17 protein-coding genes are annotated in these 13,824 nt (G+C 59.0%); 4 read left to right on the forward strand and 13 right to left on the reverse strand.

Annotated elements, in window-relative coordinates:
• Positions 1 to 3: 3 nt before the first annotated feature.
• The 3 genes from FOY56_RS08945 (at position 4) to FOY56_RS08955 (ending at position 2,952) form a co-directional block, all read left to right on the forward strand.
• Positions 4 to 1,557: a class I adenylate-forming enzyme family protein gene (locus FOY56_RS08945; protein WP_146345491.1), complete on the forward strand. Its 1,554-nt coding sequence runs from the start codon at positions 4 to 6 to the stop codon at positions 1,555 to 1,557.
• A 267-nt stretch (positions 1,558 to 1,824) separates the two neighbouring features.
• On the forward strand, positions 1,825 to 2,568 hold the full coding sequence (locus FOY56_RS08950) for a VOC family protein (RefSeq protein WP_146345492.1): 744 nt from the start codon (positions 1,825 to 1,827) through the stop codon (positions 2,566 to 2,568).
• The gene (locus FOY56_RS08955) at positions 2,569 to 2,952 is read left to right on the forward strand and encodes a hypothetical protein (RefSeq protein WP_186766287.1); all 384 of its coding nucleotides are present in this window, start codon (positions 2,569 to 2,571) and stop codon (positions 2,950 to 2,952) included.
• A gap of 182 nt (positions 2,953 to 3,134) precedes the next feature.
• Here FOY56_RS08955 and FOY56_RS08960 read toward each other — a convergent pair whose 3' ends face one another.
• The 10 genes from FOY56_RS08960 to FOY56_RS09005 all read right to left on the reverse strand — a co-directional run bounded on the left by FOY56_RS08960 (position 3,135) and on the right by FOY56_RS09005 (position 10,215).
• Entirely contained in the window at positions 3,135 to 3,377 is a 243-nt protein-coding gene (locus FOY56_RS08960) for a phosphopantetheine-binding protein (protein WP_186766288.1), read from the reverse strand.
• Between the two features lie 75 nt (positions 3,378 to 3,452).
• Positions 3,453 to 4,673: a cysteine desulfurase gene (locus FOY56_RS08965; RefSeq protein ID WP_146345495.1), complete on the reverse strand. Its 1,221-nt coding sequence runs from the start codon at positions 4,671 to 4,673 to the stop codon at positions 3,453 to 3,455.
• Positions 4,666 to 5,256 (reverse strand): Yip1 family protein, encoded by a 591-nt coding sequence (locus tag FOY56_RS08970; RefSeq protein ID WP_146345496.1) that lies wholly within the window; start codon positions 5,254 to 5,256, stop codon positions 4,666 to 4,668. The genes FOY56_RS08965 and FOY56_RS08970 overlap by 8 nt, the downstream gene beginning before the upstream one ends.
• Complete coding sequence (locus tag FOY56_RS08975; RefSeq protein WP_146345497.1) at positions 5,253 to 5,732, reverse strand: YIP1 family protein; 480 nt, start codon at positions 5,730 to 5,732, stop codon at positions 5,253 to 5,255. Before FOY56_RS08975 ends, FOY56_RS08970 begins: the two co-directional genes overlap by 4 nt.
• Entirely contained in the window at positions 5,732 to 7,012 is a 1,281-nt protein-coding gene (sufD, locus tag FOY56_RS08980; RefSeq protein ID WP_146345498.1) for a Fe-S cluster assembly protein SufD, read from the reverse strand. Before sufD ends, FOY56_RS08975 begins: the two co-directional genes overlap by 1 nt.
• A 2-nt stretch (positions 7,013 to 7,014) precedes the next feature.
• Positions 7,015 to 7,770 carry a Fe-S cluster assembly ATPase SufC gene (sufC, locus tag FOY56_RS08985; protein ID WP_146345499.1) on the reverse strand — a complete coding sequence of 252 codons (756 nt, stop codon included), beginning with the start codon at positions 7,768 to 7,770 and terminating at the stop codon, positions 7,015 to 7,017.
• Between the two features lie 14 nt (positions 7,771 to 7,784).
• Positions 7,785 to 8,615, reverse strand: coding sequence for a polysaccharide pyruvyl transferase family protein (locus tag FOY56_RS08990; protein ID WP_146345500.1), 831 nt, complete (start codon positions 8,613 to 8,615; stop codon positions 7,785 to 7,787).
• Between the two features lie 28 nt (positions 8,616 to 8,643).
• Positions 8,644 to 9,219, reverse strand: coding sequence for a hypothetical protein (locus FOY56_RS08995; RefSeq protein WP_146345501.1), 576 nt, complete (start codon positions 9,217 to 9,219; stop codon positions 8,644 to 8,646).
• 75 nt (positions 9,220 to 9,294) lie between these two features.
• The gene (locus FOY56_RS09000; RefSeq protein ID WP_146345502.1) at positions 9,295 to 9,900 is read right to left on the reverse strand and encodes a hypothetical protein; all 606 of its coding nucleotides are present in this window, start codon (positions 9,898 to 9,900) and stop codon (positions 9,295 to 9,297) included.
• Between the two features lie 3 nt (positions 9,901 to 9,903).
• Entirely contained in the window at positions 9,904 to 10,215 is a 312-nt protein-coding gene (locus FOY56_RS09005; protein ID WP_146345503.1) for a heavy metal-binding domain-containing protein, read from the reverse strand.
• Between the two features lie 56 nt (positions 10,216 to 10,271).
• Here FOY56_RS09005 and FOY56_RS09010 point away from each other — a divergent pair, with 56 nt between their 5' ends.
• Positions 10,272 to 10,487 carry a hypothetical protein gene (locus FOY56_RS09010; protein ID WP_146345504.1) on the forward strand — a complete coding sequence of 72 codons (216 nt, stop codon included), beginning with the start codon at positions 10,272 to 10,274 and terminating at the stop codon, positions 10,485 to 10,487.
• 91 nt (positions 10,488 to 10,578) lie between these two features.
• On the opposite strand, the gene sufB is transcribed toward FOY56_RS09010, so the two are convergent.
• The 3 genes from sufB to iscR form a co-directional block, all read right to left on the reverse strand.
• On the reverse strand, positions 10,579 to 12,102 hold the full coding sequence (gene sufB, locus FOY56_RS09015; RefSeq protein ID WP_146345505.1) for a Fe-S cluster assembly protein SufB: 1,524 nt from the start codon (positions 12,100 to 12,102) through the stop codon (positions 10,579 to 10,581).
• Positions 12,103 to 12,119: 17 nt separating this feature from the next.
• Positions 12,120 to 13,163, reverse strand: coding sequence for a cysteine desulfurase family protein (locus tag FOY56_RS09020; protein WP_146345506.1), 1,044 nt, complete (start codon positions 13,161 to 13,163; stop codon positions 12,120 to 12,122).
• A gap of 106 nt (positions 13,164 to 13,269) precedes the next feature.
• Positions 13,270 to 13,731 carry a Fe-S cluster assembly transcriptional regulator IscR gene (gene iscR, locus FOY56_RS09025; protein ID WP_146345507.1) on the reverse strand — a complete coding sequence of 154 codons (462 nt, stop codon included), beginning with the start codon at positions 13,729 to 13,731 and terminating at the stop codon, positions 13,270 to 13,272.
• Positions 13,732 to 13,824 lie beyond the last annotated feature (93 nt).

Here is a 13,824-nt window from a genome sequence, read left to right on the forward strand (position 1 = left end):
GACATGATTCAATTCGACAAGATTCGCCCAATTTCCGAACTGATCACAGGCTGGGCCGAAAAGACGCCTGACCGCATGGCCTTTGCCGATCGGACCCGCCGGGTGAGCTATGCCGAACTTGACCGTGAAACCCGCAATTTTGCCGCCAACCTGCGCAAGATGGGGGTCCAGCCCGGAACCCCGGTGGCGATCTGGCTGCCGAATTCGGTCGATTTGGTGGTGGCGCTGTTCGGGATCATGCGGGCCGATTGCCCGGCGGTTCCGATTTCCTACGAAGCCCTGCCGTACGAGATGTCCTATCGCGTCAAGGATTCCGGCGCGCAGGCGATTGTCACGCGCAGCCCCAAGCACAAGGCGATGGATCCGGAAGCTGGCGATGACTGGCCGCTGGAACATGTGATCATCACCGACAAGCCGCGCGATGGCGACGAAAGCTTTGTCACGTTGTGTGCCACCGAGGGCGACGCGTTGCCAGCGGACGACATCGATGCTGTGTCTCTGCTGCTGTATACGTCGGGCACCACGGGCGAACCCAAGGGCGTCATGCTGACGGCCCGCGCCATCCTGTGGTCGAATGCAGCCGCCTGGGGGCCGATCCTGGGCATGACGCAGGACGATACGATCATCACCGCCCTGCCCTTGTATCATGCGTTTGGCATCAGTTCCTGCGTGACCGCCGTTCTGGCCAATGGCGCCGGGGCGTATCTGATCCACCGCTTTACACCAAGCGAAATGATGAAATTGCTGCCGCAGGAAAAGCCGACGATCATGCCGGGTGTGCCGACCATGTTCCACCACCTGCTGGCTGCGGCCCGCGATGGTGCGACGGCCGAATTCGACAGTCTGCGGGCCTGTGTGTCAGCCGGATCGATCATGTCGGCGGCGCTGATGGCCGAATTCGAAGAAATGCTGGGCGTTCAGATGCTGGACGGGCTGGGCATGACCGAGGCCTCGTCGAACATCACGCTGAACTGGCCCGGAACCAAGAAGATCGCCGGTAGTTGCGGCCTGCCGATCCTTGGCATGGGGATCCGGATCATCGACGTGGAAACCGGCGAGGATTGTCCGCCCAATGTCGAGGGTGAACTGACCTTCCGCGGCCCCAACATGATGCTGGGTTATCACAACAAGCCCGAGGCGACCGCCGCCGCCATCAAGAACGGCTGGTATCACTCGGGCGATCTGGGCACGGTCGATGAACATGGGTTCCTCACCGTCACGGGCCGTCTGAAAGAGCTGATCATTCGCGGCGGTCAAAACCTGCCACCTGCCGAGATTGAAGACGTGATCAAGACCATGCCCGGTATCAAGGACGCGGCTGTCGCAGGTGTGCCGGACGAAGAGTATGGCGAAGTGCCGATCGCGTTCGTCATCCCCGAAGACGGCGAAACCCCGACCAACGGGGATGTCGCGTCGTTCTGCAAGGGCAAGCTGGCGGTGGCCAAACTGCCCGCCGCCACGCTGATCGTGGACGAGATCCCACGCACCGGATCGGGCAAGGTCATGCGGTTCAAGCTGAGCGAGTATTACAAGGATCAGGCCGCGCAAGCGTCCTGATGAAACCAAGTCGGCCATGAATCCGAGAACGGCATTCGCGGAGAGTGGTGCAGTATTCTCTGGCCAAAATGGGTTTTGCGCTGCGAGGGACTTGGTACTGCTCTGGACCTTCGTTTGACGATGTGGCGGTATGCAGGCTGGATGATGAGATTCGGAACTATTCAATTGGGGACCGACACTTTGCGATACCTGAAACCTCAAACCAAAAGTTTTGTGGCCCTGCTTTTGGTCGGCCTAAGCGTTTCCGTGGCTGCGTGCACTCCGACTATGCGGGATGCCAAGACCCCGGGTAGCTTCGCGTGGTTTGATCTGGTCACCGAAGCGCCGGACGTGGCGCGGACCTATTACTCAGAACTGTTCGGGTGGACCATACGTCCGCCAGCAAGTGACAATACCAGCGTCATATCTAGCAATGGCGAATTCATCGGTGGGTTGGTCTTCGTCGAAGGTAAAGACGACAAACCGGAGTCGCGTTGGCAGCCCGTTCTGAGTGTGGACGATACACTGAACGCAATTCAGACAGTGAAGTCCAGCGGTGGGCAGTTGGCCGAACAACCAATTCAAAACCAGGCCGGTGTTTTCGCGGTGGTCCGAGACAACTCCGGGGCTGCCTTAACGCTTTTCGACGGATCAGCCGGTTTACCTCTGGACGAAACCGCAAAAAACAACACCTGGATTTGGGCGGATCTGATCACATCCAACACGTCTGGAGCCAAGCGTTTTTACAAATCCGTGGCGGGTTTCGAAACCCGGCAAGACCAATCTTCGGGTCAGGCATATACGATATTTACCCGGAATGGCGAAGATCGCGGAGGATTGGTCTGGGCATCCAAATCGCAGATTGAGCCCAACTGGTTACCCTTCATTCTCGTTGCAGATCTGAACGCGACAATTGAAAAATCGAATGCCTTGGGAGGCCGTCTTTTGGCGCGGGACGGTGGAACTGCCATTCTGATTGATCCAACTGGTGCGGCTGTTGGCGTTACGACACGCGAAGGAATTTCTGAATGATTGGAACGCGGAAGCTCTTACTCGCATCTTTTGCTGTTTTTGGCGCTGTTGCTCTTGCAGCATGCGATCAATCCGGTGTTCGCACGTCTGTCGGCGTCCACGTCGGATACGGGCATAGCCCGTATTGGCGATACCATGGTCGCCCCCCTGTCGGCGGCATCCCACCCGGCCCTGGCCTGCCGGATATCGGAGGTCCACCAGTTGCAGCTCAATTGCCGTCTTTCCCAGAGCCGGACTTCGGCGGTGGTTTTGGCGGCGATTTCGGCGGTGGTTTTGGTGGCGACTTTGGCGGTGATATCGGCGGGGCCGATTTGTTCTGACGGCTTGAATCCGAAGGAACTCACAAAACCCTTGGCCAGAAACCGTGCTTCAGCGTGCGCCTGAAAACCTTGCCCTGCGGTGCATCAATGTCAAACCAAACTACACATACCGCACTCGCATGACTTTGCGAGAGCGGTCTTTTCTTTGTATTCGATCAAGAGTTCTTTCCTTGGCTATGCAAGGTGCCAAGGAAGGGACGTGCCTCAAGCAGGTCAGTGGTTTTGCATTCGCAATTGTCGAACAGCTTAGCCTTCGACGTATTCCATCAGCGTGCTGACCAGCTGTTCGGCGGTCTTGATGTCTTCGCCAAGGTCTTCGACCATGATCGTGGCGTCGAAATCGTCTTCGACTTTCAGCACAAATTCGGTGAACGAGATCGAGCTCATGTTCAGACCGTCGCCAAAGATCAGCGCGTCGGGGTCTACGGGGCCATCGACTTTGGCGAATTTCCCCAACAGTGTATAGATCGCGGCTTTGGTGTCGGACATGGGCGATTGCTCCTTAAGACTCATTCAAAGACCAGCTTACAGACTGGTTTGCTGGAAATTTCAATGGACGATTTGTCACCCGAACAGATCATGTGCCAATTCCAGCGCATCGATCAGCACGTCGACCTCGTCCTTGGTGTTGTACAGACCGAAGGACGCCCGGCAGGTGGCGGTCAGGCCCAGATGATCCATCAGCGGCCCGGCGCAATGGTGCCCGGCACGCACGGCGACACCTTTCTTGTCGAGAATGGTGGAAATGTCATGGGCGTGGGCCGCGCCGTCCAGCGTAAAACTGAAGATCGCCGCCTTGCCCTTTGCATGACCCTGCACCTGCAACCAGTTGAGACCGTTCAGTTTTGATTCAGCATAGTCGCGCAAACCGGCCTCATGCGCGGCGATGTTATCCATGCCAAGGTCCATCATGTAGTCCAGCGCGACGCCCAGCCCGATGGTCTGGACGATACCGGGGGTGCCGGCCTCGAACTTCATCGGCGGGTCGTTATAGACCACGCTATCCTTGGTGACTTCCTTGATCATGTCGCCGCCGCCAAGGAACGGACGCATTTCGGCCATGCGTTCCGGGCGGACATAGATCGCGCCCGATCCGGACGGGCCATACAGTTTGTGGCCCGTGATCGCGTAGAAATCGCAGCCCAGATCAGACACATCAACCGGCATATGCACCGCGCCCTGGCTGCCATCGACCAGCACGGGCACACCTTTTTCGTGCGCGCTTTCGGTGATCGCCTTCACATCGACCACGGTGCCCAACACATTGGAACAATGGGTGATGGCGACCAGCTTGGTCTTTGGCCCGATCGCGTCGATCACGGCTTGCGGATCAAGTGCACCGGTTTCATCTACATCGACCCATTTCAGCACCACGCCTTGCCGCTCGCGCAGGAAATGCCAGGGCACGATATTGGCGTGATGTTCCATGATGCTGAGGACAATTTCATCACCGGGCTGCATCCGGGGCATGGCCCAGGAATAGGCGACCATGTTGATGCCTTCGGTGGTACCCGAATTCAGGATGATGGTGTCCTCATCGCCCGCGTTCAGAAAGGTCGAGATCTTGCCGCGCACAGCCTCGTATTTTTCGGTCGCGAGGTTGGACAGGAAATGCAGGCCACGGTGGACGTTTGAATATTCTTCAGCGTAGCCGCGCGTGACCGCATCAATCACCACCTGCGGCTTTTGCGCAGACGCGCCATTGTCAAGGTATGTCAATGGCTTGCCGTTCACAGTGCGCGACAGGATCGGAAACTCTGAACGGATTTTAGCTACATCATACATCCGAGGGGATCTCCAGGAAAACGCCCCCGGCAAAGGTGAGCAGGATAGAGACAAAGAAGGCCAACGCGAAACCAGACAGGATCAGAACCCCGATGGCTTTGCCCAGCGACCCAAAACGATGAGCCTGATCAATGAAATTGACCATGATGTAAAGACCGACAATCGTAGCGGCCAGCACCATCAGCGCGGCCAGCATCGGGATTGTAAACGCCAGCACCAGCGTGGCGATCTGAGCGATCACCCGCAGGAACTGAAGCCAGATCATCAGCTTCATGACGTCGTCCAGGCTGCCCTGCCCGCCCATCATGCGACCGGCCCGATAGATGGCGTAGATCGTGATGATCAGCCCGGCGGCGACCAGCCCCAGATAGATACCCGGTGCCTCCAGTGCGCCCGGAAAGGGAGACGGGCCCGGCATCAAGAAGCGCGACAACTGATAGAACAGCGTGTTCAGAACCGCTGCCAGAAACAGTGCCGTCCACAGCGCTTCGCGCGGAACCGGATAGGCCAGGATCTGGCGCGCAGCGTCTGCCGGTCTTGTCACCGACAGGATCACCAGATCGCGGATCATCTTTGTCGTCATGGTTTTTCCGCCTGTAGCAATCCACCGACCCAGAACCAGCTGAACACAGCCACCCAGACCAACCCGACGGTATCCAATGCCGGGCCGCGCCCGACCATGCCCGCCACCAGCCCATGCAGCAATAACAGCGGGGTCGATGCCAGCAAGGCCCAAAACAACGCCACGCGGGCGCCATACCAGCTGCCCTTGCCGCCCAACAGTTTGGCGATGGCGTGGCTGATCGCAGCCACGACATACAACAGCAAAGGCGCGATCATGACCCAGGCCAGCAAGGTGCCACCCAAGAGCATGTTCAGTTCCTGTCCTGTCAGATGCGCTTCGCGCGACAGGCGCGGCAATTGCGCGATGAAAACCAGCACACAAGCCGCCATGACGAAGGCAAGCGCACGATCTTCGCGCTCGCCCATCGACAACAGACGTTGAATCACCCGACCCGGACCACGATAGGTGGCGGCGATATCAGCGGTGACGGCCATCAGCGGCGACGCGTCAGCCAGCTTTCGAGACGGCTGAGGATGTCTGCGGCAATGGCTTCATCCTCGATCTCTTCCACCGCTTCGGCCAGAAACGCCAGCGTCAGCAAATCGGTCGCTTCGGCCTCGGGGATGCCGCGCGAGCGCAGGTAGAACATCCCGGTTTCGTCGATCGCGCCACTGGTCGAACCGTGCGAACAGGCCACGTCATCGGCGTAAATCTCAAGCTCGGGCTTGGCAAGGAACTGGCTGTCGTCGTCCAGCAGCAAGCTTTGCGAGATCTGGTACCCGTCGGTCTTCTGAGCGCCGGGCTGCACTAGGATTTTGCCCTGAAACACGCCGGTCGCGCCGTTGCGCAGCACCTTTTTGAACACCTGACGGCTTTCGCAGTTCACCGCATCATGGGTGATGAACACCGTGTCATCATGCAGAAAATCCCCATCGCCAACACAAGCCCCCGCGACATGGGCCACGGCGTCGTCCCCGGTCAGTTCAACGACGACCTCGTTGCGGGTCAGCACGCCATTGGCGGTCAGCGTGAACGATTTGAACACCGATTCAGCGCCGAGACGCGCGAACATGTGGGTCGCAGCGCGGCGTTCATGATCGCGGCCCTGCGCGCGAACGTGATGCAGCTTGCCGCCATCCGCGATGTCGATCTCCATCACCTTGTTGAACCGCGCAGCCGCCGGTCCGTTTTCAAGAATCGTCGCCTCGGCCCCCGGCTCAACCCGCACGACATGGTGCAGGATCGCGTCGGAAGTTTCTGATTCATGGATATAAATCAGGCTGATCGGCTTGCTCACCTGACCCTGAACGTGGATTGCGACCCCGTCCTGTGCAAAGGCCGTGTTCAGCGCGGCCAAGGGGCGTTCAACCGGGTTTTGACCTTTGGCTTCGAGAACGCCGTAAAGGTCTTTGGCCCAGTGAATGTCCTGACCGCAGATATCCGCGATCCGGTCGATCTGCACACCTTCGACCTCAAGATCATCCGAGGCGTCGGCGTCATAGACACCATCCACGAACACGACCTTCAGACGGTCCAGATCGTTGAACACAGGCTCTTCTTCCACCTCGAAAACGGCGGCGGGCATCGCGACCGGTTGTGTCAGCGTATCGGGGCGAGTGTATTTCCAGTATTCGTCGCGCCGCTGGGGCAACCCCATTTCGCGCAACCGGGCCAGCGCTTCGCGGCGCGCGGTTTGAAGACACCCGCCTTGCGGAAGCGCAAGACCGGCAATCCGCGCCTCGGTGGCGTCCTGTTTTGGATTTGCCAGAGCCATCGTCACTGCACCTCTGCCAGGATGTCGGCATAGCCGTTGTTTTCAACTTCAAGCGCCAGTTCCGGGCCGCCCGATTTGATGATGCGACCATCGGACATGATGTGCACAACATCGGGTTTGATGTGGTCCAGCAGGCGCTGATAGTGGGTGATGACAAGAAAGCCACGCCCTTCGTCGCGCAGGGCATTCACGCCTTCCGCCACCAGCTTCATCGCATCAACATCCAGACCCGAGTCGGTTTCGTCCAAGATGCACATCTTCGGTTCCAGCATCGCCATCTGCAGGATCTCGTTGCGCTTTTTCTCACCGCCCGAGAAGCCGACATTGACAGGTCGCTTCAGCATGTCTGCGTTGATTTTCAGAGACTTGGCGCGCTCTCTTACCAGCTTGAGGAAATCAGCGGCGCTCATTTCCTCTTCGCCGCGCGCCTTGCGCTGAGCATTCACAGCCGTGCGCAGAAAGGTCATGTTGCCAACACCGGGGATCTCGACCGGATACTGAAACGCCAGGAACAGGCCCGCCGCAGCGCGCTCTTCCGGGTCCAGATCCAGCAGATCGTCGCCATCCAGCGTCGCAGATCCTTCGGTCACTTCGTACCCGTCGCGGCCCGAAAGCACATAGGACAGGGTCGACTTGCCCGACCCGTTCGGGCCCATGATGGCGTGCACAGTACCCGGCTCAACCGTCAGGTCCACACCTTTGAGGATCTGCTTATCCTCTTCTTCAAGCTTCACATGCAGGTTGTTGATTTCCAGCATTTTTTCCTCACTTCTCATCTTGTTACCCCGGCCAGTTCGGCGGGGGTCGTATCAGGTTGCGCGCAAAGTTCGGCAGGAAAGCTGTCAATCAGCGCCTGCCGTGCCTGCGCTATGGCGTCAGTGTAAAGAATGGTGTCGCTGTCTTTCAGCGTGGCAAGATGTGCCGGCACATCTGCGATTTCCAGTGGCAGGGTCAGTGGTCGCCCGATTGAGGCGGCGTAATCAAGGTACTTCAGATGCGACTGCCTGCCGGGATCCATCCAGCTGTTAGGGACGCCAAAGGCATCAGCCACAATCAGCCCATGCAGGCTGGACGCGACCACATGGCGACAGGCGGCAATCTGGCGGCAGACGGTCAACGCGTCATCGCGCACGTCAATCACCTGAACTGCGGGGTCAGTCGCCGACAGTCCGGCGATTTGCGGATCGTCCAACTGGCTGTGATGCGGCACGATCCCGATGCGGTCCGTGGTTTCGGGGCGGTCCTGCACAAGGTCCGTCACCAAAAGCCCCGGATCACCAAATTCGCGGGGTTTGATCCCCAGCAAGGCCGCCGTCACCGGCCCCCGCACCAGCGCAATCCGGACGTTTTCCACGAAATCCGAGCTGACCGAATGCAAAAGGCCAGTGCCCCAGATCCATGGCTTTACGCCATCCGCACGCGGTGTTTTGTGGGTCCGGCGCGCGACCTGCAAAAGCGAGCCAAGTGCGAACAATTCGGCCTTGGCCGGCTTTACATGGACCACATCCCGGCCCGACACATGCGCCACGATCAGGGCCGACAGAACGTCACCAAAATTGGGAACGCCCGCCCACCAATGCATTTGAATTGGACCCGCCGTCATGTCTGCCCCCACAGGGGCAGCGCCCGGGTTACTGGACCAGAACGATCGGGTCGCGCAATCCGGCCTGCACCAGCATCGCATCGACATGGTCGACCGAATACATCTGCGCCCAGGCCTCGGGCGCGAGCGAGGCCATATACGGCTCGGCGAAATACATCAGCGGTACGCCAAGCGCCAGACCGATCACATGCGGTTTGTCCCGCAGGCCAAACCCGACCATGATGACGAACAGGATCATCCCGACGATGGCGAACGGCCCGATCGCCGCCAGCAACTCGGCAAAATAGCTGCCCACAACGGCGCTGCTGCGAAACGCGATGACATTGGCTGCCAGCATGACCGCCAGCCCGATGACAAACGTCAGAATACCGGCGCGCGGCAGCTTGCGCGGCTCCTCGTCGGCCTTGATATCCGGGCTGGTCAGGGCCTGCTTTTTGCTGGGCTTCGCCTTGACCTTGGCTGGCGTCACCGATGGGTCCGCCCCATGCGTCGCTTCGATCCGCTGAACGCGTTCCTGAAAACTCAGCTTCTGAAGATCTGCCTGTGCCGTCATACCGCTGCCGCCCTTGCCACCAATAATCGGCGCAACGTCGCAACAGATCATGGCGCCAATAGGGCGCCCTTTGGGAAAGCTTGGGGGCGGTCCACACCGACCGATTGGAACAATTCAACACATGTTTCATGGGCGGCTCATCAGATTGATGACGTGCAACAGCCGATTGGCCGGGATCGGCTGCGGCATCACCGCAAACACCGCCATACGGCCAATGATTTCGGGGGCGCCGAGGAATTCCTCGATCTTGTGGAACCATTTTCGTTTTTTGTAATCGTCAAACAGCAAGATGACCGGACGGGCGATGTTGAACGCTGTCGCAAGGGCGCAACCAATGCGAAACCGCCCATCCACAAACACCACATCCGGGTGACGAAACCCATCCCGTTGCCAGACCGACAGCGCGTACCCGGGGTATTTCCGCCATGCATTTTCGTTTTTGGGGTGACCCCAGTCACGGGTCGGACCGATATCGGCCCAGATCACCTCAACCGAGCTGCCCGTTGCGGGCGGATTGGCGTCAAACCACCCTTGCATCATGCGCACCCATTTCCGGTCGCTTTCGACCGAGGTCACATGTTTGCCCGGCATCTCGGCCGCCATGACGGTGGACCCGCCAGATCCGTATTCCAGAATCACCTCCGCAGATTCATAGACCATCCGCACAGCCTCGGCCTCGGGCGCGGGCATGGTCAGGACCGGACGGTCGATCTGGGCGGGCTGAACGGACATGAGCTAGCCGATCACCACGGCTGTGCCGCTGGCTGACACCATCAGCATGTTGTTGATGACCTCATAATCCAGGTCAACGCCAACCACAGCATTTGCGCCAAGATTGGCAGCGCGCTCTTCCATCTCGGCCAGCGCCGTGGCGCGTGCCTTACCCAGCTCCTGTTCATAGGCTCCCGACCGGCCACCCAGAATATCCGTGATCCCGGCAAAGACATCGCGAATGACATTGGCACCCAAAATGGCCTCGCCCACGACGATACCCTTGTAGTCTGCGATCTGATAGCCTTCGACCGAGGGTGTGGTTGTGACGATCATGTGTCTGTGTCCTGTCCGTCTGACTCGTTTTTGAGTTTGGCGGCTTTGATTGTGGCTTGAAGTTGGCGTTCCTTCTCCAGCGCCTTTTCGTGCAAAAGCCGGGCGCGCTTTGCCTCATCCCGCCGGTTCATTTTCTCTTCGATCGCGACGACCGCCCCAACGCCAAGAAGCAAGCCACAAAAAACAAGGGGGGCTGCGAAAGACGGAAAGAAGATTTTGGCAAGGACACCGAATGCGACTGCCCCCAATACGCCACCAATACCCAAGCGTGAGATCGCGTTTCGCTCGTCCAATTGCTCCGAGGTTTGGCCACTCTCAGCGTGGCGCTCTATGTTGCTCTTGTTGTGTCGCATGTCGCTGCCGTTACCCGACAGACCCCTCCAACGAAATCGCCACCAATTGCTGTGCTTCCATGGCAAATTCCATCGGCAGTGCCTGCAGAACGTCCTTGCAGAACCCGTTTACAACAAGTGCCACGGCCTCTTCTTCGTCCATCCCGCGTGAGCGGCAATAGAACAGCTGATCTTCGTCCACCTTGGATGTCGTCGCCTCGTGTTCGACCCGCGACGAGTTATTCTTGACCTCGATATATGGCACCGTATGCGCCCCGCAGTCCCCACCAATCAGCAGCGAGTCACACTGGGTATAGTTGCGCGAATTCTTGGCTTTTGGATGCATCGACACCAGACCGCGATAGGTGTTCTGCGCCTTGCCCGCGCTGATGCCCTTCGACACGATGCGCGACTTGGTGTCTTTGCCCAGATGGATCATCTTGGTGCCGGTATCGGCCTGCTGCATGTTGTTCGCGATGGCGATCGAATAGAATTCGCCCTGGCTTTCATTGCCGCGCAGGATGCAGGACGGGTACTTCCACGTCACGGCGGACCCGGTTTCGACCTGCGTCCACATCACCTTGGACCGGTCGCCCCGGCAATCGGCACGCTTGGTCACGAAGTTATAGATGCCGCCCTTGCCGTTCTCATCGCCCGGATACCAGTTCTGGACGGTCGAATACTTCACTTCGGCGTCTTCTTCGATGATGATCTCGACCACAGCCGCATGGAGCTGCGCGATGTCCCGCGCCGGGGCCGTACAGCCTTCCAAATAGCTGACATAGCTGCCTTTATCGGCAATGATCAGGGTGCGTTCAAACTGCCCGGTGTTCTCGGCGTTGATCCGGAAATAGGTCGACAGCTCCATCGGGCAGCGCACACCCGGCGGCACATAGACAAACGATCCGTCCGAAAAGACTGCCGAGTTCAGCGTGGCGTAGAAGTTATCCGACACCGGAACGACCGAGCCGAGGTATTTCTTGACCAAATCCGGATGCTCGCGGATCGCTTCCGAGATTGAGCAAAAGATCACGCCGGCCTTTTTCAACTCAGCCTGAAATGTTGTACCCACGGAAACGGAGTCAAACACCGCATCCACAGCCACCTTGCGCCCTTCGGCGGGCATGTTTTCCGCGCCTTCGACCCCGGCAAGGATCATCTGTTCTTTCAGCGGGATACCCAGCTTTTCATAGGTCGCCAGCAATTTCGGATCGACCTCGTCCAGCGATTTCGGCTTGACCTCCATCGATTTGGGCCGCGCGTAATAATACTGGTCCTGAAAGTCGATCTCGGGATAATCGACCATGGCCCAGGTCGGCTCTTCCTTTTGCAGCCAACGCTCATACGCCTCAAGCCGCCAAGTGGTCATCCACTCGGGCTCTTCGTTCTTTTCGCTGATCAGGCGCACGATATCCGGCGTCAGCCCTTTGGGGGCATATTCCATCTCGATATCCGTCGCCCAGCCATACTTATAGGCCCCGCCAACTTCGCGGACAGCATCAACGGTGTCTTGATCGACGCCTTCTTTTACCTGGGTCTGGTCCAATGCGGACATATCGTTTCTCCTGACCATCATGCCGCGCGGGCACGGTGTTTCTTTTCTTTGTCCAGCCACGCTTGGGCAAAGCGCAACACATCTTCTTTAGACGTCGCCGGGCCCAGCGACACGCGGATGGCACTTGCAGCCGCCACGTCATCAAACCCCATCGCCGTCAGCACCTGGCTTGCCTTGACCTTGCCGCTGGAACAGGCCGACCCGGCACTGATCGCAAACCCTGCAAGATCCATCTGCATCACCTGAGTTTCCCCCTTCCAGCCCGGCGTGATCATGCACACCGTGTTGGGGAGTCGCCTGGTATCTTTCCCGACCAAAATAGTCTTATTCGCAGAAGCCTCAATACATGATTCTAGAATATTTCTAAATTCGGCAACCTGCGCCCAGACCCCGTCGGCCAGCATCCGCGCAGCGGCCTCTGCCGCAGCCCCGAACCCGGCGATACCGATGACGTTTTCGGTACCCGACCGGCGCCCCATTTCCTGACCCCCCCCCTTGATCCGAGCCGCAACTTCGGTGCCGCGTTTCACGACCAGAGCCCCGATGCCTTTCGGCCCGCCAATCTTATGCGCCGAGATCAGCGCCATCTCCGCCCCCAGCCAGTTGAACGCAATCGGCATTTTGCCAAAGGCCTGCGTCGCGTCCGTCGCAACCAGCCCGTCTGGCAAGGCCTGAACGATCCCGGTCTCCGAATTGGCCAGTTGCAAAACACTGACCGCCGGATCGCTCACCGAAACATGGCCTTGCGTATCCACGGGCAGATCCTCGTGCACCCAGGCCCGCACCGCGTCATGTTCCACGGATGCGCCATGCAGCCCGCGCCCCGCACAGGCCAGCGCCGCTGCCTCGGTCGCGCCCGACGTAAAGATCACATCCGCGCCGTCTGCGCCAAACGCTGTCGCCACCTGAGCACGCGCGCGTTCGATCACCGCCTTGGCAGCGCGCCCCTCGGCATGCACAGACGACGGGTTCCCCACCAGATCCATCGCCGCGACCATTGCGGCGCGCGCCTCGTCGACAAGCGGCATGGTGGCGTTATGATCCAGAAACACCCGTGGCATCAGACCGTGTTTCTTTCTTGTTCCAAATACCCGCGGGGGTGAATTGCTCGGGACGAGCAAGAGGGGGCGGCAGCCCCCCGCCCGGACCAGGCCCTAATGCCGTCCATCATTCCGCATCCACCACTGAAAACAGCGTCGGAACGGCCGGGCATGGCGCCAGTTCATTATCGATCACGTCCGACAAACGGGTCTGATGCAGAAAGACGTAAACATGCGCAGACAGGCTTTGCCACAACCGGTTGTTCAACGACTGGGCCCGGCTGCCTGACATGCCGCCCGACACACCGGCCCCGGTGTGCATCGCGTCCACGGTTTCATCGACAGCCGACAACACATCAACGATTCGGATTTCCGAAGCCGGACGCGCCAGACGATACCCGCCACCAGGCCCGCGCACCGATTCAACCAATTCCGCCCGGCGCAGTTTCACGAACAACTGCTCCATATAGGGCAGCGAAATGTTCTGACGTTGCGAGATTTCGCCAAGCGTCACCAACTGGCCTGCTGGCTGCATGGCGATATCGGTCAAAGCGACCATCGCGTAGCGGCCTTTGGTTGACAGTTTCATGTCATACTCCTCACGATACGACGCAGCCAATGCTTGAAATCATTGACCTTGCCCGACGCAATGCCTATTTCGCCATTCAGCGTACCGCGCACA

The sequence above is a fragment of the Falsiphaeobacter marinintestinus genome, from assembly GCF_007923355.1.
Lineage (GTDB): Bacteria > Pseudomonadota > Alphaproteobacteria > Rhodobacterales > Rhodobacteraceae > Phaeobacter_A > Phaeobacter_A marinintestinus.

Excerpts from the sequence above, each read along its gene's own strand:
- FOY56_RS08945 (WP_146345491.1), top strand. The coding sequence starts at position 4 with ATGATTCAATTCGACAAGATTCGCCCAATTTCCGAACTGATCACAGGC.
- FOY56_RS08950 (WP_146345492.1), top strand. The coding sequence starts at position 1,825 with ATGCGGGATGCCAAGACCCCGGGTAGCTTCGCGTGGTTTGATCTGGTC.
- FOY56_RS08960 (WP_186766288.1), bottom strand. The coding sequence starts at position 3,377 with ATGTCCGACACCAAAGCCGCGATCTATACACTGTTGGGGAAATTCGCC.
- FOY56_RS08965 (WP_146345495.1), bottom strand. The coding sequence starts at position 4,673 with ATGTATGATGTAGCTAAAATCCGTTCAGAGTTTCCGATCCTGTCGCGC.
- FOY56_RS08970 (WP_146345496.1), bottom strand. The coding sequence starts at position 5,256 with ATGACGACAAAGATGATCCGCGATCTGGTGATCCTGTCGGTGACAAGA.
- FOY56_RS08975 (WP_146345497.1), bottom strand. The coding sequence starts at position 5,732 with ATGGCCGTCACCGCTGATATCGCCGCCACCTATCGTGGTCCGGGTCGG.
- sufD (WP_146345498.1), bottom strand. The coding sequence starts at position 7,012 with ATGGCTCTGGCAAATCCAAAACAGGACGCCACCGAGGCGCGGATTGCC.
- sufC (WP_146345499.1), bottom strand. The coding sequence starts at position 7,770 with ATGCTGGAAATCAACAACCTGCATGTGAAGCTTGAAGAAGAGGATAAG.
- FOY56_RS08990 (WP_146345500.1), bottom strand. The coding sequence starts at position 8,615 with ATGACGGCGGGTCCAATTCAAATGCATTGGTGGGCGGGCGTTCCCAAT.
- FOY56_RS08995 (WP_146345501.1), bottom strand. The coding sequence starts at position 9,219 with ATGATCTGTTGCGACGTTGCGCCGATTATTGGTGGCAAGGGCGGCAGC.
- FOY56_RS09000 (WP_146345502.1), bottom strand. The coding sequence starts at position 9,900 with ATGTCCGTTCAGCCCGCCCAGATCGACCGTCCGGTCCTGACCATGCCC.
- FOY56_RS09005 (WP_146345503.1), bottom strand. The coding sequence starts at position 10,215 with ATGATCGTCACAACCACACCCTCGGTCGAAGGCTATCAGATCGCAGAC.
- sufB (WP_146345505.1), bottom strand. The coding sequence starts at position 12,102 with ATGTCCGCATTGGACCAGACCCAGGTAAAAGAAGGCGTCGATCAAGAC.
- FOY56_RS09020 (WP_146345506.1), bottom strand. The coding sequence starts at position 13,163 with ATGCCACGGGTGTTTCTGGATCATAACGCCACCATGCCGCTTGTCGAC.
- iscR (WP_146345507.1), bottom strand. The coding sequence starts at position 13,731 with ATGAAACTGTCAACCAAAGGCCGCTACGCGATGGTCGCTTTGACCGAT.